The sequence below is a fragment of the Rubritalea sp. genome (assembly GCF_051252225.1).
Taxonomy (GTDB): Bacteria; Verrucomicrobiota; Verrucomicrobiia; order Verrucomicrobiales; family Akkermansiaceae; genus Rubritalea.
In genome coordinates, this window is sequence record NZ_JBPOGE010000001.1 from 1 (window position 1) to 20,326 (window position 20,326).

General features: G+C 50.4%; 18 protein-coding genes. 3 read left to right on the top strand and 15 right to left on the bottom strand.

Annotated features, from left to right (window positions below; translation table 11 throughout):
* Positions 1-138: 138 nt before the first annotated feature.
* The 5 genes from ACSHX2_RS00005 to ACSHX2_RS00025 form a co-directional block, all read right to left on the bottom strand.
* Complete coding sequence (locus ACSHX2_RS00005) at positions 139-645, bottom strand: hypothetical protein (RefSeq protein ID WP_435689329.1); 507 nt, start codon at positions 643-645, stop codon at positions 139-141.
* A 122-nt stretch (positions 646-767) separates the two neighbouring features.
* Complete coding sequence (locus tag ACSHX2_RS00010; protein WP_435689331.1) at positions 768-1,256, bottom strand: hypothetical protein; 489 nt, start codon at positions 1,254-1,256, stop codon at positions 768-770.
* A gap of 147 nt (positions 1,257-1,403) precedes the next feature.
* Positions 1,404-1,814 (bottom strand): hypothetical protein, encoded by a 411-nt coding sequence (locus tag ACSHX2_RS00015; RefSeq protein ID WP_435689333.1) that lies wholly within the window; start codon positions 1,812-1,814, stop codon positions 1,404-1,406.
* 530 nt (positions 1,815-2,344) lie between these two features.
* Positions 2,345-3,028 (bottom strand): ABC transporter ATP-binding protein, encoded by a 684-nt coding sequence (locus ACSHX2_RS00020; RefSeq protein WP_435689334.1) that lies wholly within the window; start codon positions 3,026-3,028, stop codon positions 2,345-2,347.
* Positions 3,029-3,090: 62 nt separating this feature from the next.
* Complete coding sequence (locus ACSHX2_RS00025) at positions 3,091-3,990, bottom strand: class I SAM-dependent rRNA methyltransferase (RefSeq protein ID WP_435689336.1); 900 nt, start codon at positions 3,988-3,990, stop codon at positions 3,091-3,093.
* A 79-nt stretch (positions 3,991-4,069) separates the two neighbouring features.
* On the opposite strand from ACSHX2_RS00025, the gene ACSHX2_RS00030 reads away from it, so the two are divergent.
* Together ACSHX2_RS00030 and lnt are read left to right on the top strand one after the other, a co-directional pair.
* Positions 4,070-6,025, top strand: coding sequence for a phospho-sugar mutase (locus ACSHX2_RS00030; protein ID WP_435689338.1), 1,956 nt, complete (start codon positions 4,070-4,072; stop codon positions 6,023-6,025).
* A 321-nt stretch (positions 6,026-6,346) separates the two neighbouring features.
* A complete protein-coding gene (gene lnt, locus ACSHX2_RS00035) occupies positions 6,347-8,206 on the top strand; it encodes an apolipoprotein N-acyltransferase (RefSeq protein ID WP_435689340.1) in 1,860 nt (619 codons plus the stop codon).
* Here lnt and ACSHX2_RS00040 read toward each other — a convergent pair.
* The 4 genes from ACSHX2_RS00040 to pyrB all read right to left on the bottom strand — a co-directional run bounded on the left by ACSHX2_RS00040 (position 8,199) and on the right by pyrB (position 12,015).
* On the bottom strand, positions 8,199-8,963 hold the full coding sequence (locus ACSHX2_RS00040; protein ID WP_435689342.1) for a dienelactone hydrolase family protein: 765 nt from the start codon (positions 8,961-8,963) through the stop codon (positions 8,199-8,201). The two genes, lnt and ACSHX2_RS00040, sit on opposite strands and share 8 nt — an antisense overlap.
* A gap of 58 nt (positions 8,964-9,021) precedes the next feature.
* Positions 9,022-10,173 carry an aminotransferase class I/II-fold pyridoxal phosphate-dependent enzyme gene (locus tag ACSHX2_RS00045; RefSeq protein ID WP_435689344.1) on the bottom strand — a complete coding sequence of 384 codons (1,152 nt, stop codon included), beginning with the start codon at positions 10,171-10,173 and terminating at the stop codon, positions 9,022-9,024.
* 92 nt (positions 10,174-10,265) lie between these two features.
* Positions 10,266-11,084, bottom strand: coding sequence for a D-alanyl-D-alanine carboxypeptidase family protein (locus ACSHX2_RS00050; protein WP_435689346.1), 819 nt, complete (start codon positions 11,082-11,084; stop codon positions 10,266-10,268).
* 31 nt (positions 11,085-11,115) lie between these two features.
* Entirely contained in the window at positions 11,116-12,015 is a 900-nt protein-coding gene (gene pyrB, locus ACSHX2_RS00055; protein ID WP_435689348.1) for an aspartate carbamoyltransferase, read from the bottom strand.
* A gap of 171 nt (positions 12,016-12,186) precedes the next feature.
* Here pyrB and ACSHX2_RS00060 point away from each other — a divergent pair, with 171 nt between their 5' ends.
* On the top strand, positions 12,187-14,226 hold the full coding sequence (locus ACSHX2_RS00060) for a hypothetical protein (protein WP_435689350.1): 2,040 nt from the start codon (positions 12,187-12,189) through the stop codon (positions 14,224-14,226).
* 14 nt (positions 14,227-14,240) lie between these two features.
* Here the strand turns inward: ACSHX2_RS00060 and ACSHX2_RS00065 are convergent, their stop codons facing one another.
* From ACSHX2_RS00065 to ACSHX2_RS00090, 6 genes are all read right to left on the bottom strand, one after another.
* The gene (locus ACSHX2_RS00065; protein ID WP_435689352.1) at positions 14,241-15,266 is read right to left on the bottom strand and encodes an FAD:protein FMN transferase; all 1,026 of its coding nucleotides are present in this window, start codon (positions 15,264-15,266) and stop codon (positions 14,241-14,243) included.
* A complete protein-coding gene (locus ACSHX2_RS00070; RefSeq protein WP_435689354.1) occupies positions 15,263-16,084 on the bottom strand; it encodes a DUF4198 domain-containing protein in 822 nt (273 codons plus the stop codon). Before ACSHX2_RS00070 ends, ACSHX2_RS00065 begins: the two co-directional genes overlap by 4 nt.
* Positions 16,085-16,104: 20 nt before the next feature.
* On the bottom strand, positions 16,105-16,608 hold the full coding sequence (locus ACSHX2_RS00075; RefSeq protein ID WP_435689356.1) for a DUF2271 domain-containing protein: 504 nt from the start codon (positions 16,606-16,608) through the stop codon (positions 16,105-16,107).
* 7 nt (positions 16,609-16,615) lie between these two features.
* Positions 16,616-17,275, bottom strand: coding sequence for a PepSY-associated TM helix domain-containing protein (locus ACSHX2_RS00080; protein ID WP_435690212.1), 660 nt, complete (start codon positions 17,273-17,275; stop codon positions 16,616-16,618).
* Between the two features lie 62 nt (positions 17,276-17,337).
* On the bottom strand, positions 17,338-18,030 hold the full coding sequence (locus ACSHX2_RS00085; protein ID WP_435689358.1) for a Fe2+-dependent dioxygenase: 693 nt from the start codon (positions 18,028-18,030) through the stop codon (positions 17,338-17,340).
* Between the two features lie 111 nt (positions 18,031-18,141).
* A complete protein-coding gene (locus ACSHX2_RS00090) occupies positions 18,142-20,319 on the bottom strand; it encodes a TonB-dependent receptor (RefSeq protein ID WP_435689360.1) in 2,178 nt (725 codons plus the stop codon).
* Positions 20,320-20,326 lie beyond the last annotated feature (7 nt).

Below are 20,326 nucleotides of genomic sequence, written 5' to 3' on the forward strand. Positions count from 1 at the left end.
TCTTCAGATTCACGCTAACGTAAAGCACACCAATCACTGAACTCTCAGCGCGCTTTGTTTTTGGGTTAATGTTTGGATTGTGGAAATGGCTCGCGTCTCGACGGTGAAGGGATTGGGTGCAGCGTCTTGTTAGCTAAGTCAGTTTTGAAGTAGGCTGGAGACATCTTCAAGTCTATGACTGTATTTATTCGAGTGCCCAGACTCAGGTCTCCAATGTGTAAGAAAACCGTCTTTAGAGCGGCCTAAGCCTAGAGTGAAGAATTTTGTTAGCTCGTCTCTCGGGACTTTGATGTGTGAAGTGCCAAGCAATATATATTCGGCAGTGTAGTTAATCTTTGGGAAGTCCCCAAGAGTTAGTGAAGGGTTCCAAGGTCCTTCTGAATTCCAGCATAGACCTGTAGTGTAGTCGAAGAGAAGAATGACAGCTGCATCTCTGAGAATGAGAAATTGCTCATAAGGGTCTATGAATGCATCAATGCCACTTCCAAAAAATAGACTTCTATCATTAAAGGACTGATTTAAATGCCAGTAATCGCCTTCGACCCATCTTCCGATCTCACCGATATTTTCACGACGAACTATGATTTTGTCGGACGAAGAATTAAAATCTTTGATATATGGGTTATCTAGTGATGGGCGTTGCATATTTAAGCTAACGTAAAGCACACCAATCACCGAACTCTCAGCGTGCTTTGGTTTTGGGTTGATGTTTGGAGATTGAAAATGGTTCGCGTCTCGGCGGTGAGGGGATTGGGTGCAGCGTCTTGTTATACAAAGGCGATTTTAGTATCTCCGTATAGCTCTGCTGGTTCGTTAGTTTCTGTCCATCGTTGACCTGAAACTTCAGGGAATAAATCTCTATATCTGCCCCAGTTTAGAACGTGGTAGTTACTGACATCTCCACGAGTCCATTTCTGGGTATTGTATGGCGGGAAGTGTGCGTATATTAAAAGTCTTTCAGCAGCATCAATATGTGATTCCCATGTCAGTGTGTCAGGAGTGTTTCCAGCTAGGCGACCTATATAGATTTGAATTTGACTCATGTCTCTAGTTCCACTGATCCAGCCGCTATGAGCTGGAATTCGAATGCCAAATGTTTGTTTGTTAGATTGCCCTATATATAAAAGTTCGACTTTCCCATAAGTAGGGCTAGGTCCATATATTTGATAGATTCCGTAATCGCAATTACTTTGTAGTTTGTGGATTTGATCCAGCGTATATGGGCCGTCCCATGATACGTGTATTGTAGTGTTCATGTTTAGTATAACGTAAAGCACACCAACCGAGTACTCGGCCAGAAAGCTTTGGATTAAGATTTAAGAGTGAATGTAGTGAAAGGTGAGTCGCGCTCAACCGCGGTACGAGGTTGGGTGCAGCGTCTTGTTAGCCAAAGGCAGTTTTTGCTACTTTGTTGGTCGGATTGCTTGTTGAACGATCAAAGGAGCCTTTTCGATGAGGTTTGGGAGAACTTCACTTGATGAAGCTTTCAAACCATATGGCTTGGAGGTTTTTTCATATAAATGGAGTTTTGATACACCGTCGAAAGTCCAGATTTCATTCGGTGGGTTAAAATATACGAACCATTTGTTAGGAGTGACAGTGAATGGAGAGTTCTGACCAGTGCCGACGGTAAAAGAACCATCAAAAACTCCCTTGAGAGCGAGTTTGGAGTCCTCTGGTTTGCTGAGAGTTAATGTCAGGCTGTGATCCGTGTTTTTATAGGTGTACGTGCCGTATTGGTAGATGAGTTCATCTTTAGCGTACGAAGAGCTGATAAGTAGAAAACAGCTAAGAAGTTTGAGTAGACTTTGCATATTTAGGCTAACTATTAGTTATATATACGATGGCAATTCCTTCAATAGGTCTATATTTTACCTAAGGACAGATAATCAGGGAGAAATTCACGGTGGAAAGATAATAAAAAGAGAGGGAGTTGGTGTGAAGTGTTAGCCATGATGGGTGGGGTGTTATTTTATAAGGGGTAAACGACAGTTAAGACGTAAAATACGAGTGGGAAGGAGTAAAATAAAAAAAGCTAGAATTCACGCTACATCGTTCTTCAGGAGTAAGAAAACTCCTTACTTATCATAAAAACTTGATTATACGCTAAAGGGCACCTCCGGCAACTCTCGCTGTCGGTGTGTGAGCTATTTATTCTTTAGATTTGCGAGCATAGCTCGTTGTTGACGATGGTCCACCTTCGGGCTTGAAAGCCTTTCTGCGCGAGGCTTCGTTATTCTTCATTCACGGATGAAAATCCGCTCACTTATCATGCCTAGCCTAGCTTGAAATCCTTTCCAGCACCACCAACGCTAGTTGCCGGAGGTGCCCTAAACTGGATTTTTTAGAGAGAAGCTTCGGCTGTTTCGGCTTGTACATTACCGTCTTTCACGATGAGGGTGCGGTCGCCGTGTTTGGCGAGGTTGAGATCGTGAGTGACGACGACTAGTGTGGTGTCGTCTTGGCTGGTGAGCTCTAACAAGAGCTGCATGACTTGATCGCCATTTTTGGAGTCGAGGTTGCCAGTGGGTTCGTCTGCGAAAATGATTTCGGGTTTGTTGACCAGAGCGCGGGCGATGGCGACGCGTTGTTGTTCACCGCCTGAGAGTTCGGTTGGGAGGTGGTCGTAGCGATGGTCGAGACCGACGCGGTCGAGTGCTGATTTGGCAGCAGCTTCGTCACCCTTGCCGCCGATCATCGCTGGAACGAGTACGTTCTCAAGCGCGGTGAGCTCGGGCATGAGGTAGTAGTTTTGGAAAATGTAGGACATGCGTGCGTTGCGCAGCTTCGCCTGTTGCTTTTTACTAAGCTTGTAGAGATCTTGTCCATCGATGTGAACCGAGCCTTTCTCTGGTTTTTCAAGGCCGGCGAGGGTGTACATCAGAGTCGTTTTACCTGCGCCAGATGGACCGCAGAGGAAAATCTTCTCTCCTTTCTCGATGTTAAGATTGATCCCGTGGAGGACTTCGATGCGCTTCTTGCCGACGGAGTAGCCGCGGTGAAGGTTAGTCGCTGTGATGAGGCTCATGGTGGAAGTTAGGAGTGTGAAGCTAGAAGTGTGAAGACAAACTTGTGGAAACTTATCACTTATTACAAATCGAACCAGAGGGTTTTGAGGTAGCGCTCGCCAGTGTATTCTTCTGGCATAGGGAGCGCGGTGGCCTTGTGGTGGCGAGGCAGGCGGCGGGCTGCTTCGGCAAGGAAGTCTAGATCGCTCATTTTACGACAGTTGGTAGAGGCTAGAATCCAGCCGCCAGGGTTGACACACTGGGCTGCGAGATCAGTCAGGCGATGGTAGTCTTTTTCGACTCGGAAGACCTTGCCCTTGTCGTCTCGTGAAAATGTGGGGGGATCGAGGATGATGCCGTCGAACTTGCGGCCTTGTTTCACGAATCGGCTGAGCCAGTGGAAGGTGTCTCCTTTACAGAAATAATGCTCAGTCGGGTCGATTTCATTGTGAGTGAGGTTTTGTTTCGCCCAGTCGAGGTAGGGTTGGGATAGGTCTAGTGTAGAGGTGGTGGCTCCGCCCATCGCAGCAGAGACTGAGAATGCGCCGGTGTAGGCGAAGGTGTTGAGCACGCGGTCGCCCGAGCTGACACGGTCACGGACGCGCTTGCGGTTGTCACGCTGGTCGAGGAAAATGCCTTGCGAGTAGCCAGACTGGAAGGAGATCTCGTAATTGATGCCTGACTCTCGCGCGATGAACTGTTGATTTTGCTCAGGCCCTGCGAGGTGGCTAGGGTCGGTTTTTTGATGTTGGTCGAGCTGTTTCCAGTAGACCGTTTTTCCGCAGTTTAGAAAGAACGCGCGGACGTCGTTAGAAATGTGTTTGTCTCTGGTGGAAAGCACCCATCTGCTAGCGAAGCATTCGAGGAATGTGTCAGCGAGTCCATCACCTGAGCCGTCGAAAAGGCGGACGGCATCGGTGTTCGCATCTAGCAGATGCTGGCGCTTGGCAATGGCTTGCTCGAAAAGTTGAGTGACGTTCATAGATCCTATATGACAGATGTGTGACGTAATTTCATGAGAAATCCGTATTTGTGGGGTTGCCTTCTCATGTTTGGCTCTTATGATCCAGCGCATAATGAGTGACTTGTTACCCCTACTCGATGGAGCCGTGGAGCGCGGCGATTTGTTAGTATCTTCCCGCGAAAATATTTCAGCGTTGTTAGCAGGATCAAACAGCCCAGTAGCAGAAGCTGTTGTGACTGAACTAGCCGAGTCTGGTGAATGGGCTGAGCTGAATGATCGATTCTTTAAGACATTAGTATTTGGCACAGGTGGTTTGCGTGGCCGAACAGTCGGACGAGTTGTGACAGTAGCGGAAGAAGGCGAAGGCGGGCCTCTAGGTCGTCCAGAGCATCCATGTGTGGGGACGGCTTCGATGAATTTTTATAATGTCGGTCGCGCAATTCGCGGGATGGTGGCGTATGTGAAGAAGTATCTTGCGAGTCAGGGGATCGAGCGCAAACCAAGTTTTGCCTTCGCTGAAGACACGCGTCACTACTCACGTGATTTTGCTGAGTTCTGTGCGAAAGTCTGTGTGGAACTCGGTTGTGATGCTTACCTTTTTGAAGATGCACGTGCGACCCCGCAGCTTTCTTTTCTCATCCGCGAGTTACGTCTCGATGCCGGCGTGGTGCTGACTGCTAGTCATAACCCTGCGCAGGATAATGGATTTAAGGCTTACTTTAATGAAGGAGCCCAGCTTGTCGAACCGCACGCATCTGGCGTGTTAGATGAATTTCAAGATATCACTGAAGAGGCGTATGAGGCTCTCCCAGTATCTGAGCAAGGCACACTCACTGTACTAGGAGCGGAAGCGGATCGACGCTACATGGACAAACTAAAGACGCTTCTTCTGCGTCCAGATCTTCTCGAGAATGGTGGCGCAAAGGTGGTGTTTACGAACATCCACGGCACTGGTGGTCACATTTCTGTGCCGATCCTCCGTGAGCTTGGCTTTGAGGTGTTGACTGTGGCTGAGCAAGACGGAGGCGATGGCCGCTTCCCAACTGTGGCTTCGCCAAATCCTGAGAATGCACCAGCGCTGGCAATGGCAATGGAGTTAGCCGAAAAGGAAAATGCTGAGATCGTGATCGGTACTGATCCAGACTGCGACCGCATGGGCGTGGCTGTGCGCAATGACGCTGGCGAAATGCAGCTGCTTACAGGTAACCAGATTGGTTCACTGATGGCGTGGTACCGCACGAAGACGATGTTCGATCTTGGGATTCTCAATGACTCTAACCGCGGTCACGCAGCGTTGATTAAAACTTTCGTCACGACTGAGCTACAAACAGCAATTGCTGAGAAGTTTGGGGTGAATATGGTGGATACGCTCACAGGCTTTAAATTTATTTCTGATAAGTTGATGAAGTACGAGCAGGGGATTCCCGCGGATAAGTACGAAGGAGATTACCGTGACCTCAGCGAAGAAGTTACGCGCAAGTTGCGTCTTGAGTACTCGCGCTTTTTCATCTTTGGCGGTGAGGAGTCTTACGGTTACCTCGGTGCTGACTTCGTACGTGATAAAGACGGCAACATGGCTGCTGTGATGTTTGCGGAGGTCGCTGCCTACGCGAAGAGCCAGGGCATGACAATTGCTGGCTTGTTAGATGCGATTTATAAAGAATTCGGATTCTACCTAGAGCAAGGGAAGTCGATGGTGATGGAAGGTGCTGAAGGCGCTGCGCAGATCAAAGCGCTCAACGATTCTTATTCTAACACACCTCCAACAGAAGTTGACGGAGTGGCTGTGAGTCGCGTTCGTGATTTTGCGAAAGAGCAGTTTGAAGACAGTGAAGGGGATACGATTCCTAACGCGGGTATGCTCTTAGTGGAGCTGGAAGATGGACGTTCCTTTGCTGTGCGACCATCTGGCACCGAGCCTAAGATCAAATTCTACCTGTTCGGAAAAGATGAGCCTTCCGACGATCTCGAAGCGAGTAAGCAGAAGGTGCGTGACGGTCTGGATAGTCTCTGGGCTGGGCTCGAATCTGATGCGCAGGCACGGATGGCATAGCTAGCCTTGCGATAGTTTTACATTTTATGTGTTAGGTCTATGATCTAGTGCATTGAACTTTCTCCTTAGGCCGTATGAAAAAATTACTTCACCGCACGACCGGATTGTATTTGATATGAAATTGGCGGCCTGAATGCGTTGATAAAAAGCCTTGAGGCGCATTTCAACTATAGCAGCGTTGGCAAGGGGGTCATTGATGTTTATCAACTCTCCCTTTGCCGCCTTACTATCATTGAAATGAGCTCTCATCGTGCAGCAAATCAATTTGTCCACACGACCTAGGGGCTGACTGTGATTCTAGGGTTTTATTTTAAATAACTGATGAACAAGCTACGACCACTTCTTCCTTATCTAGCAGCCATCTTGAGTGGTGTGTTGTTAGCGATATGTTTCCCGGGCTTTGAAGTTTCGGGTAGCTTTGTGTGGATTTGGTCTATTCCGCTGATGGCGGCACTCTGGCTTGGTGGTGGGGAGAAGAAAAGAAAACGCTTTGGTTTTAAAGTCGGCTTGGTGGGGGGGCTAGTGTTCTGGATGCTAAATGTGAAGTGGCTGACTGCGATGGGGGATTTACCCACTGTTCCAGTGTTAGGTGCGTACGCAGGGTGGCTAATGCTGAGCGTTTACTTAGCGCTTTATTTCGGATTGTGGGGGATGTTCGCAGCATCGGTTGGGAATCCGTGGCGGGCTAAGACGCAGAGAGTAAAGTCGGCGATCGCGGAGAAGATGGAAGCGAAGCTAGATAAACCAAAGCGCGTGGGAGGTTTTAAGCCATCGATGCGGGTGTTAGGTTTTGCGCTGATCAATGCTGCTGCATGGGTGGTGCTAGAGTGGGCACGCGGCTGGCTGTTGACAGGTTTTGGCTGGAATGGGCTAGGTGTGGCATTTCACGAAGTGCCAGTGGTGATGCAGGTGGCGGACTTGGTGGGTGTGACTGGCGTGGCATTTATTCCAATGATGATGGCTGCTGTGATGTTACAGACTGGGAAGCGACTTATTGATGAACTGCGTGCTGGTAAATTTCAGGCGCATTTTGAAATCGGTATAGCAGTGGGGATGATAGCGGCGGTTTTTGCCTATGGTGTAAATCGCATGGCCTATCACAGTAACGCTCCTTTTCATGCGGTGAGAACGCTCATTATTCAGGAGAATATCTCTCAGACTTTAAAGTGGGATGAGCAGTTAGAGGTGGAGCACTACAGCGCGTATATTGAGAGTATTGATAGAGAGTTGGGGGAGTTAGAGGTGCTCAATCAAGAGCGGATGCAGGCCGCGGCAGAGACGGGTATGGAGATCGAACTGGAGTATCCTGATTTACTCGTGTTGCCAGAATCTGCGACTACACAGCCTTTGGTTTATCTTCCTGATACGGAAGGTATTTACCTGCCGATGTTGACCAAGGACTTGTTAGTCGATCAGATCTACCAAGAGAACCATTTTAAGACGGTGTTTGGGGCGAACTTTATCGCTGGAACTGTGATTGATGGAGAAGTTTTTTACGACCTAGAAGCGGGGGATGCCTATAATGCTTTTGTGGTGACTGGCCCGGAGATAGCTGAGCAAGAGCTGTACCCAACTACGGCTCTTAATACGCATGGGAAAAATCACCTCGTACCTTTTGGTGAATATATTCCAGAGGTCCCTTTGCTAGGTAGTATAGCGAGTATGTTCTCCGGGATGTCCTATGGGAAAAACTTTTCCAGTAGTGGGTCGTTTGAGCCGTTAACCGTGGAGTTACGGGGGGAGGATGTGCAGCTGATGCCAAACATTTGTTTTGAGGACACAGTAGGGCGGGTGATTCGTAAGTTTGTTCGCGATGCGCCTCAGATGTTAGTTAATATCACGAATGATGGCTGGTTTGGCGAGAGCGAGGCCGCGAAACAACATATGGCGAATGCTAAGTTTCGCTGTGTGGAGCTCAGGCGACCAATGGCGCGTGCCGCTAACACGGGAGTGAGCGGGATTGTCGATACGATTGGTTCAATGGAGAATCACCAAACGGGGGGGCTGAATGCTATTGGCACCCGGGAAAATCCCTTTGTGAGAGATGGTTTATATGGAGTCGTTAAAGTGCCGACTAAGCCAGTGTGGACACTTTATGCAGTGGCGGGAGATTGGTTCGCGGGGCTCTGTGCTTTGATTGTGATTCTAGGCGGAGTGGTGGCGAGAAGAAGAGCTACTTAGAATTCACGTTTTCTAAGAAGTTTTTCATACGCTGCCAGCTACGATCGTCCGCTTTTTTATTGTAGGCGACACCTTTGCTCGGGTCATTGCCGGCCATGGATTGGCTGAATGCGTGAACGGCATCGCCGTATTTGATGAGTTCCCAGTCGACTTTATTGTCGGTCATTTCTGATTCGAATCCGGCGAGTTCTTCGGCGGAGACCATGGGGTCGACTGCGCCATGGAGAACGAGTACGCGGCCTTTAATATTGGCAGCATCTTCGGGTGTTGGTGAGCCGAGGCCACCGTGGAAGCTGACGACTCCATCGACATCTGCTCCGCTGCGCGCTAATTCCAACACGCCAGTACCGCCAAAACAGTAGCCAATAGCGGTGACTCGGTCAGCATCTACTTCCTCGATTTTTAAAGCTTCGGCGAGGCCTGCATTGAGGCGGCTGCGGTAGAGCTCGCGATCTCCTTTGTATTTTCCAGCTTGCTTGCCAGCTTCACCCTTATTCGCTGGTCTCACTCCTTTACCGTAAATGTCGACAGCGAATGCGACGTAACCGAGATCGGCAAGTTGGCGGCATCGATTTTTTTCATAATCAGTGAGACCCATCCATTGGTGCACGACGAGAACAGCAGGCGCGTCTTTGGCATTTTCAGGAGTGGCGACGAAGCCTTCGCATTCGACACCGTTGTCTTCGTAGGTGACTGACATTTCTGCGCCAAAGCAAAGACTAACGGTCAATAAACTGAATAGGGATACAAGTTTCATGAGCGCACTATAGCACATCTAAAAAATGTGCACGCTCGAATCTCCGTAAATGTGTGAGCTACTCTGTTAGGAGTGCGTGCTGAAGTGCCGCTATGTCTTGTTCGCTGTGGGCAGCGGTGAGAGTGATCCTGAGTCGCGCGGTGTTGCGAGGGACTGTGGGGTAGCGGACGGCGGGAGCTAGGATTCTGTGGTCGCGCTGGAGTCTGCTAGAAAATGCTAGAGCTGCTGCTGAGTCACCGACGTGCCATGGGATGATGGCGCTGTGGGCGAGTGGGGTGTCGGTGAATTCGCAAAACTGCTGGACGTTTCTCCAGAGTTTGGCTCTGAGGGTTTGGCCCTCGGTACTGCGGATGAGTTTGAGACCGGCGAGTGCGGCGGCTGATTGTGCCGGCGGGGGGGCGGTGGAGTAGATGAAGGAGCGTGCTCGATTGATGAGGAGCTCACGGTATGGCTGAGAACAAGCGATGTAGCCGCCAGCAACTCCTGCGGATTTTCCTAGAGTGCCCATGTGGAAGTCGATTCCTGAGCTACAATGGAGGTGCTCGCTGAGCCCCATTCCGGTGTCTCCATAAATGCCGAGGCCGTGTGCTTCATCGACTAGGAGGAGGGTGTTGTATTTTTGTTTGAGAGCAACGATTTCAGCGAGCGGTGCAATGTCTCCGTCCATGCTGAAGACTGATTCGGTGACGATCAGGATGCGGCTGTTAGTATCTGCTTTTTCAGTGGTGGACTGGAGTAGCTTGTCTAACTTGTTGAGATCGTTGTGGGGGAAGACGCGGATAGTGGCGCCGCTGAGTCGAGCTCCGTCGATAAGTGAGGCGTGGGAAAGCTTGTCGAGGATGACGGTGTCGCCTTTTTGTAGGAGAGCGGAGAGGGTGCCGACAGAGGTGGCGTAGCCATTAGCAAAAACGAGAGCGGCTTGGCAGCCTTTTGCTTGGGCTAGATAGTGCTCGAGTTCGCGGTGGGGAGGAAGTGAGCCGCAGATAAGGCGGGAAGATCCGGAGCCAGCACCCCATTGTTCTACTGCGTCCTGATAGGCCGCTTTGATGGAAGGGTGGTTGGCGAGTCCGAGGTAGTCGTTGGAGGCGAAGTTGAGAAGGGTATCACCGTTGATTTCGGAGTGCGGAAGCTGGGGGGAGTCGATTGAGCGCAGGCTGCGTTTGAGCGAAGCGGCTTCGAGATCCGCGAGTTCGTCTTCGGGCTGGCGCATGGGGTGATTGGGATATCTCGAGGTGAGTTCCGTGAGGCGGCGTGCTCGGCGAGCCCGCCCTACCAGTGTTTGAGGCAGGGCAGTCCTACCAATTAAACGCCGAGTGCCCAGCGAAGGAGTTTCTCGGAGTCGGTCCAGACGGTGGCAGATGTGGCGCCAAGGACTACGACGATAGCTGTGCGGCCTTTGTAGGTTCCAGAGCTGACTAGGCAGCGGCCTGAAGCATTGGTGGTGCCTGTTTTCATTCCGTTGCAGAAGCTGAGAGATTTGAGGAGGCGGTTTGTGCTTTTGAGGTATTTACGCGGGCCGCCAGGGTGCTGGAAGTAATAGCCTTCTGTGCTGACCATGTCGCGGATTGTGCGGCGGGAGTAGGCATTGCGGGCGAGGACTGCTACGTCGTATGCGGTGGAGTATTGGCCTTTTTCTGTGAGTCCATGAGGATTGCAGAAATGCGAGTTTTTCATACCCATCTGAGCAGCCTTTTGGTTCATGTAGTTGGCGAAATTGACCTGACTACCAGAGACGTCGCGGGCAAGTGCACGGGCGACATCGTTACCCGATTTGACCATGAGCGCTTTAAGCAGGTCGTAGCGAGTGTAGGTTTCACCTGGTTTGATGTAGACTTTAGTTGGCTCAACGTAGGTGTCAGTCTTTGCAACAGTGACGCTGTCTTTGAGCGAACCAGCATCGAGTACGCAGAGTGCGGTGAGTAGCTTCTGAGTGGATGCTACTGCGCACTTATCGTGGGCGTTTTTTTGGAAAAGGATACGTCCGCTGTCGTAGTCGATGACGATAGCGCGCTTAGCTCCGATGCTGGGAGGAGCGCTAGCGGCTGATGCCCAGCCTGCAGTTAGAATGGAAAGGAAAGCGATGCATTTGAATGCACGAAGGTGGAAAAGGCGCCGGGTCATGGTGTGAGTCTTGGGTGAAAATATGTAAGTGTCAAATTTCGAGTGCTTCAGCGATGAGTGCCATACGAATTGGGACACCGTTGAGAGCTTGTTCAAAGTAGCGTGCTTGTGGGAGATCGTCCACGCGCTGCATGATTTCGTTCACGCGTGGGAGCGGGTGCATGAGTGTGGCATCAGGCTTCATCTGGTTGACCATTTCGGGAGTGAAGATGAAGGCGTTTTTGACTTGGTTGAATTGTTCGATGTCCTCGAAGCGCTCCTTCTGCATGCGCGTGTCGTAGATGACATCTACAGTCTGGAGAATCTCGTCGGTAAGTTCGTGGTAGATGCTGTCACCTGGATTGATGTATTCGGCGGGCATTTGGATGACTTCGGGAGCGACAAAAAGGAGTTCTACGCCGTCGAACTTGTGAAGCACTTTTGCAAGTGAGTGGACGGTGCGGCCGTATTTAAGGTCACCTACGAAAGCGACTTTGAGTTTCTCTTCACCAATTCTGTGGTGCTTAACGATGGTGTAGAGGTCTAGAAGTGATTGAGTCGGGTGCTCACCGCTACCATCTCCGCCATTCAGAACTGGAACGGGTGAGTAGTGGGCTGCGATCTTGGCCTCGCCTTTGATCTTGGTGCGGATGGCGATGATATCTGCGTATCCACCGACGATACGGATGGTGTCTTCGATGACTTCTCCCTTAGTTTGAGATGAGAAAGTGACATCGGTTTCAGAAATGACGTTGCCGCCTAGGCGCATCATCGCCGTTTCGAAGGAAAGGCGAGTACGGGTGGAGGGCTCATAGAAGAGAGCTCCGAGAATTTTGCCGTCGCACATTTTTGATCCACCTTTTTTGAGGATGATTTCCATCTCTGCAGCGCGCTGCATGATGCGGTCGAGATCAGGACGGGTGAATTGGTCAGCGGTAAGGACGTGGCGCATACGGGCGGAAGTGTGGAGGAATGGATTTAGATTGTCGAATGTTGAATGTTGAATGTTGAATGTTGAATGTTTGGGGGTGATTCTGAATTAGGTGCGGTAGTAATCTTGGTGGCGGTCTGAGGTAGATTATTTCCTTGTGTACTTTGGCTAAGCAAAAGTAGCGTGTGCGGCATGTTTTCGATGATGCGGATCTTTCTGTTTTGCCTGTGTGTGATACTTGGTATGGGGAGTGTTCAGGCTAAAGTAGACTTTCGCAATAATACTCCAGATGAGGTGAAGCTGAAGAAGCGAGCGCTGAGGTTGGCGAAAAATAGTAAGTGGGAAGAGGTCTCCAAATGGATCAAAGTGTGCAAGGCAAAGCGATTGTGTTCTGACAATGGAGAGCTCCAGCTGATGTTTATCTATCCGATGTTACAACCTGAAAATCACCTGGAAGACGCCGATGGGGATGAGAAATGGCTGGCTTGGTTAGAGCGAATTAAGAAATGGGAGGCAACGACAGAAGATAAGGAACTCGCACATGTGCTAAAAATGAATTTTTGGTATCGGTTTTCTTGGGAAGTAGATGATCGAGCTGAGCGGGGAAAGCGCTTAGCGAAAGCAATGGAGCTCTACGAGGAGAAAGCTGAAGGTGGTGTGGATGACCCGTGGTTTTATTTTACTGCGATGCGTATGGCGCGATATTCTGGATGGGAGGAGGAGAGGGCCAAAAGAGAGGTTTTTCTTCCTGGAATTGAGCAAGAGCCTCGGAATAGCATGCTGATCTCCGCCTATGGCGACTGGTTGCGTGTAAGTTGGTTTGATCCCAATGTTGATGAATACCGCTTTTATCGTTCCTTGATAGACCTCATGCCTGGCTCGCTAGGAGAGTTGGTTTATACGCAGATTTTATTAACGAAGAAGGCCCACCACATAGGGACTTATTCGCCCGAGGAGGTGGATTGGGAGGCGATGAAAACTGGAGCAGAGTTGCTTTTCCAAGAGCACCCCAAAGCTTATGAATCGATGGAGAAATTTATGATGTTTGCCTCAAAGCATGATGAACTAGAGGAGGGTGTGGAACTCTTGGAGGGGGCTTCTGAAGAGGCATTTGAGAATTTTTCAAATGAGAGTCCGTTTGGTCGGATATTGCAGTTGTCGACTCTCTATGAGAGCGAGCTTGAAAGGGTGAACTATATAAAGCCGGATCCACATCAAGGGGTGGATCACGTGTATGAACTTGCTTGGATGCCCGATGGAGAGAGCTATGTGGTCAATGCTGGGAGAAAGGGCGTTGCTGTGATTGGGGCGGATTTAGATGAACGAGGGCATTCCTATAACTCGAAGGATGGTAGAGTGCTGAAGGAATTTGCAGTGAGCCCAGACGGTAAGTTTATAGCTATTTCGAGTTCTTATGATGCGCAGGAAAAGAGGTCAGAAAGCTTGATCTATATCTGTGAATTAGGTGAGCAGGGTTTTCGGGAGGTGAAGGTTTTTTTAGTGCCTCCGAGGAAATCGATCCAGCTTCGCTTTAGTGCTGATGGGAGATTTCTTTTTTCAAGCCACGCTGTTGAGAAAGCCTACAATTATAAAGGGAAGGTGCCTATTCGAGGTTTGGATGTGTGTGAATGGCAAGCAGAGGGGGCTGAATTTAGGTCGCTAGTGCATATTAAGAAAGCGGGGTTTTATATAGGGGATTTGCGTAATTTCTCAGGGGAAGGGAAGTGGATGTACTATGCCGAGAAGGGGATAAGACGTATAGACCTCAGTAATCTAGAAGCGGAGCCTGAGTTAATCATCGATGTAGAGAAAGACGGTTTAGGGAAGGTGTCGGATTATGATTTTATTCAAGAGGGGGAGCTGATCATCGCTTTGTGCTACGGTAAGAAGACGGGTGCTCAGCTGGCGGTATACGACACGCAAACGAGAGAGTTGGTTGCGAAGCGTTCATTGAAAGAGTTTAAGGGTTACACGTATCTGATCGAAGCTCTGCCGGGCAAAAAGGGAGAGCTCACGGACTTTTTTATGGCGGGTTCGCATGGTGGTCTGATTCGAATGACCTATGACTCAAAATCAAAAGAATTTCAGATGCGTTCGATTGACTTCGGCAACGGATTATCTGTGTACTCAATGGCAATTTCACCACAGAGGGAGGATGGCTATAGAGTGACCATTGGTACTAATGGGGGAATGATTGGGAATTGGAAAGTTCAACCGCTGGTGGCAGAGTAGGTGTTTTCTCACGCTTATTCGAATAGGCGTGCGAATTGGGAACTCCAGAATTCGTTGAGTGTGTCGTTTTTTAGAGTGGTGAAATGGGCGGTTAGAGATTCCTGTTCTGCGAGTTGAAGTGCTAGGTCTGGGTCGCAGGTGAAGAGGGCGGTGGCCCATGCGTCAGCTTCCATGCAGTCGGTAGCAAGGACTGAGACGCTGACGATGGAGGAGTGGACGGAGTGTGTAGTTTTCGGGGAGATAATGTGGCTGAGTGTGCTGTCGGCACATTGGCGCTGACGTACTCCATTTCCTGATGTGGCGAGGGAGAGATCGCAAAGTGCGACGAGGTTTTCTGGGAGAGGGTTTTTGCCGTGGCGGAGGTAGGGTTCGAGGAGAACCCACCACGGTTGGGCGCTGGGTTTGCAACCTTTGCCGCGGAACTCTCCACCGATTTCGAGGAGGAAGTCGGTGAGACCTAGTGATTCGAGTTTTGAGGCGGCGTGATCGATGGCGAAGCCTTTTGCTATCGAGGAAAGATCAATGGACCAAGCGCCAGGTTGGAAGGCTTTGTTGTGGTGCGGGTCGAGTTTGATATGAGACCAACCACTGTGGAGGTGGGCCTTTTGGATGCTTTCTTCAGTCGGGAGAGTGTCTTCAACTGAGCTGGGTCCGAAGCCGTAGAGGTCCACGAGTTTTCCCACTGTTGGATCGTAGGCGCCGTTAGTAAGTTTGGCGATTTCAAGGGCACGCTTGAGGACGAAGAAGAACTCGGGTGAGAGGGTGTGCCAAGAATTCGGAGGGGCTTGGTTAAACTGGGAGAGCTCGGAGCTGGGATCCCAGTGGCTCATTTGCTGGATGATGGTGGCAAAACTCTGTTCGAGTGTTTGTTGGAGCTGAGAGTGCTGGACGGAGGGAGGGATTTGGGCGTGTATTTTCCAGTAGGTGCCCATCGTGCGGCCTTGTAACCGAGAAACCGAGAGGCCAGAGCCGGCCCCTCGGAATGCATTTGGAGTAATTTCCGTAGGGATGATTACTCGTCTGTTGCTAGAGTGGTTCACTCTGGAAGTACTTCGAAAACAGCGGTGTAGGAAGCTCGCTTGGATAAAGGGACTCCATCTGGCGCGCCGAGATCTTGTGAGCTTTCGGAGTTGAGCCAGTAGCGGCCTGCGCTTGGCCAAGTGACGGTGAAGGTTCCTTTGTCGTCGGTGGTGACAGTGATGGTTCCTTCTTCGTTACGAAAACGGTCATTTCCTTTGGTGATGGAGACTTCAGTGTTGGCTGCTGGCTTGCCATCTTGATGGAGAGTGAAGGTAGCGGCTTCGCCCGAGAATAAGTCGTTTGGGTGGGTTTTGTCGAAGAGAAGTTCGAGCCCTTTACCGGTTGGTTTCAATATGTTCGTGGTCGGTGCGCCAGAGGTGACGAAGGTTTCGATGCGCGAGAAGCTCGAGGTAGTAGAAATATCGGTCTTTTTCGTCAGTTCTTGCTTGGCGAATTCCTCTTTCGTTCCGCGCCAGCGTTTACGTTCTTCTCCTTCTTTCCATGAAGCGCCAAAGGAGAGTCGGGAAGTGAAGATCTTGTAGGTTCCTGGCTGAGTCAGCTCTAGGTCGAAGGTGGTGCGGAGTTCCGCTTGCTTAGCATTTTGGAGAGTGACTGGCTTGCCATCTGGTCCGATCGCTATGAGTGCTTCTGGGCTGAGAGCTCTGTGGTTCGGGAAGAAGAGGTTGTTAGATGCGGCCGCGTCAAAGGTAACCCAAGGGCTTTCTCCTGAAAGAACCGTGGTGGATGGCAGAATCCAAGCACGGTGCGCTTGCAGTGTGTGTGTGGAACTGACGACTAGAGCGAACGCTGCGATGGTGGAAGTGGATAGAATTTTCATGATTTAATACTGGTTGATGCTTATTGAATTTTGAGAGTAATTTTTCCGAGCTCGCGTTCGCCGGCTTGTTCTTGGGTGACTACGTTCGTGCCGTCCCAAGTGAATGGTATGCTGATGATTTCGCGGCCGCCGACTTCACGTGATGCTTCGACAACGAGAGTGTATTGTCCGTCCTTGAGCGGTGGGAGCTGGTCGGCTGAGATAGTGACTTTATGTGTGCCGGCAGGTTTTGTCGGGCTACTGACGCCTTCAACGGGCATGTCGAGCGCGCGGCCAGACTTTCGCCACCATTGACGGAGGTCTTTTAGCCATTTTTCGCCACCGTCCTTTTTCATTTCAGTGTCATACCAGACGGAGATGTTGAGCTTGTTTGAGCGGTCGGGGCCTTCGATCCAGGCGGCAACGTAGGGACGATGGTATTCAGCGACGTTGAGACGCGGGATCTCGATGTTGACCTGAATTTCAGCGGCGTACGTTTGACTAATTAGTGGTGTCGCGAGGAGAGCTGCGATGGGTGCTTTCATGTGAATTTTAATGGATGAAGATTATGGAAAGTATGAGGATGAAGGGGATGACGAGTCCGGCGATTACCACAGGCCATGTAGATGGGCGGCGCTTTGCATGGACGAAGAGGAGGCCCAGGCCAGTCAGGCAGAAGATAATGCAAGCAAAGGAGAAAATATCGATGAACCAGACCCATGCGGTGCCTGTGTGGCGGCCTTTGTGCAGGTCATTGAGGAAAGAAATAGTTCCTCTAGAGGTACTCTCGTAGGTGAGTTCTCCGGTTTCGCGATTGATAGCGAGCCATGCGTCACCGCCGGGGCGTGGTAGGCTGAGATAGATTTCATATTCACTCCATTCCGCGTTACCTTTCTTAAAGCGAGTCTCAAGCTGGTTAGCGATCCACTGGTGGAGCTCTGCTGGGAGAGGAGCTTTTTTGTCGTCTTCTCCGTTATAGCTGATGTGGCTGAGTTGCTCTGCTGGGAGCTGGAGTGTTTTTGAGATGACGATAGGCTCTGCAGAGATGTCTTCCGCGTGGTTGAGGGTGACACCTGTGATGGTAAATAATAGCATAGCAGCTAGGCAGATTGCCGAGCTTACCCAGTGCCATAAGTAGAATTGCTTTGTCCAAAATGCTTTGCGGCGTTTGGCGGGAGAGCGCTTTAATGGCCTTTCCTTGGTGTCATTCATTCTTGTTGTGTGTGAGGCGATGAGCGTGAGCTTGTTCGTTTTGATGGTCGGCAAGCAACGGCTTACATTTCAGCCCATTGGCGGATGAGGTTGTGGTAGACTCCAGTGAGTTGAACTGAGGATTGTTCGGCTGCTTCGATTCCGTCGAGTTCTTGGCTCAAACGCTGAATCGAGCAATCGAGGTCGAAGAGAAGACTGCGCTGAGCGTTATCACGGATCATGCTCTGGATCCAAAAAAAGGAACTGACACGAGCTCCGCTGGTGACGGGTGTGACGTGGTGGAGGCTGGTTGAGGGATAGAGTATGAGGTGGCCAGCTGGGAGTTTTACTTCCTGGGTGCCGTAGGTGTCTTCGATATTCAGAACTCCACCTTCATATTCGTCAGGTTCGGAGAGGAAGAGTGTGGCGCTGAGGTCAGTCCGGATACGCTGACCCGTTTGTGGAATGTGGCGGATGGCATTGTCAACATGGGTGCCAAAGGAGCCTCCTCCTGCGTACTTGTTGAACATCGGTGGGAGGAAATGGAGCGGGAGAGCTGCGGAGACAAAGAGTGGGTGGGTGGTGAGGATTTTTATAATGCTGGCTCCGATTTGCTCGCCGATTGGATTGTCAGTAGGAAGTTGGAGGTTATCTTTTGTTTTTGCTGCTTGTCCGCCCGCGGTTGTGCTCCCGTCTACCCAGTCGGTGGCATCGAGCTCTTGACGTACTTTAGCGACTTGTTCTTTTGTGAGGACGGATGGGATCTCGATGGTCATAGTAATATCTAGCTTGTGTGAGGAATGAGAGCGCCTACGCGGAGGGGCGTTTAATATCCTCTCCAACGTAGGCGCATGTCATGTTATGAATTACTCCGAAAAAAGGTGATGTTAGAACGCGAATTGGAGAGAAACGGAAGCTGAACGACTTTCACCGGGGATGAAGTGACCGCCACCAACATAATCGATGTAGCGCTCATCAGCGAGGTTGTAGACATTCAACTGTGCCGCAATTGTTTCTGTGATTTGGTACGTGAGTGCAGCATCGAAGGTGATGAACGAATCTGCTTCACGCGTGTTAGAACCATTGCTGTATCGCTTGCCAACGTAGCGCGCTCCGCCACCAACATTGAAGAGTTCGGAAATCTGGTAGTTAGTCCAGATAGAGAAGCTGTGTTCAGGTGTGTTCGGAAGTGGATTGCCTACTTCGTCAGGGTTCTCAGAGGATTTAATTTCGCTGTTGAGGTAGGTGTACCCACCGAAGACGCTCCAATCATCATTGATCTGACCAGTGAGGCCTAGTTCGAAACCTTGGACTCTTTGTTCCCCAGTGAGAACGGTTTCATAGCCACGCCCAGCGCTGGTACGGCCATTCGTCTTGTCGGTGTGGAAAACCGCAGCGGTTAGACCAAGGCGTTGGTCGAGAAGATCCCACTTTGTACCAAGTTCAAATGTTTCAGTTTCTTCGGGGTCTAACGAAGCTGTGTCTTCGCTAAGCGATACGCGATCTGCTATGGATGGGTTTGCTGAGGTTCCGTAGGCGATGTAAATAGCGCCATTTTTAAGAGGCTTATAGCTCAGTGCTCCACGCCAACTGAGTAGGTCATCATTGTTGGAAAGGTTATCTTCTCCGGTTTCGGCGTATGTGGAATGGATGTTGTCGTAGCGAACTCCACCATTGAGTGTCCATTGTTCATTGAAGGCGATGGAGTCGTAAGCGAATATACCTAGTGTGTTTACTCGGCCGACGCTAGTAGCTCCTTCTACGATATCCATGGTGTAGGTGCCTCCTGCGTATGGGTCGTAGAGGGATGTGCTGGGAGCGTTAGCTATGTTTGCATCCGATCTGGCTACGTTCTTATTGCGTTCGCGAGTGTAGTCTATACCTGAGACGAAGGTGTGTTCCAAAGATCCAGTTTCAAAGCGAATATTTGAGTCCAGCACAACGGACATGATTTCGTTCGTTTGGTCGCGAGTCTTGAAATCAGTGCGGCGAATAGTGTCGGTAGAGCCAGATTCAAAACGTGGTGCAGTGATAAAAGAGTCCCGCATGACGTTGCCGTAACGGGCCGCGAGTCTGAGGTCAGTATTCTCATTGTACTTATGGCGCACCTCACCTGTTAGGAGGTTGATGTCGATGTGTTCATAATCGCGTTCGAGGAGGCCGTAGTAATTGTCGAAGTTCACATCAGGAGCCACACCTTTACCGGATGGAAGTGTGAGCCAAGGGATTCCGTAATCAGGTTGACCGCTTTGACTTTGGTACATGTAAGTGATGGTGGTGACTGTGTCTGATCCGAGGCCAAAGGCTAAGGAGGGAGCGAAAGCCCAGCGTTGATTTTTCACGTAATCACGCCCAGGGATGTACTCGGTGTTTCCCATCAGGTTGAGACGGAAAGCAGCTCCATCGAGAGCTTCGATAGGGGCATTGTAATCGATTGTGCCACGTCCGAAGCTATCTGTGCCAAAGCCTAAAGTGGCCTCGAGGCTTTTTTCGAGGTGCGGAGTTTTGGTGACTAGGTTGATAGAGCCGCCGACTGAACCACGGCCAGAATCTACGGAGTTAGGGCCTTTAGCCACTTCTACTTGCTCGTAGTTAAATGGGTCACGGGTGTAACCGCCGATGTCACGGATGCCATCGACAAAGAAGTCGTTGATTGCGCTGAATCCACGCATTGTGAGCTGGTCACCTGCAGGTGTTCCACCTTCTCCAGCTTGAAGAGAAATGCCTGGGACGTTGCGGAGAGCGTCGACGATTGTTGTAGCGCCTTGGGCTTTAAGCAGCTCTTTAGGCACGACTGTGACGGTGCGTGGGATGTCGGTTAGAATCGTGTCATAGCGTGGGGATGAAAGTTTTTCAGCTTTGAAAGGAGCGCTTTCAAGACCGGTCAAGACTGTAGTGTCGAGAGTTTCGGTGGACTTGTTCTTCGGCTCTGCGGTGTTGGTGTCTTGTGCGATCGCGTTACCGCCGATGAGCATGGCGCCTGCTACTGTCGTCATGGTGGCGCGGGTGCTAAATAGGCTCGCAGCGCGGAGGTTGTTTGAATGCTTAACTGATAGTTGAGTCATATTGTGT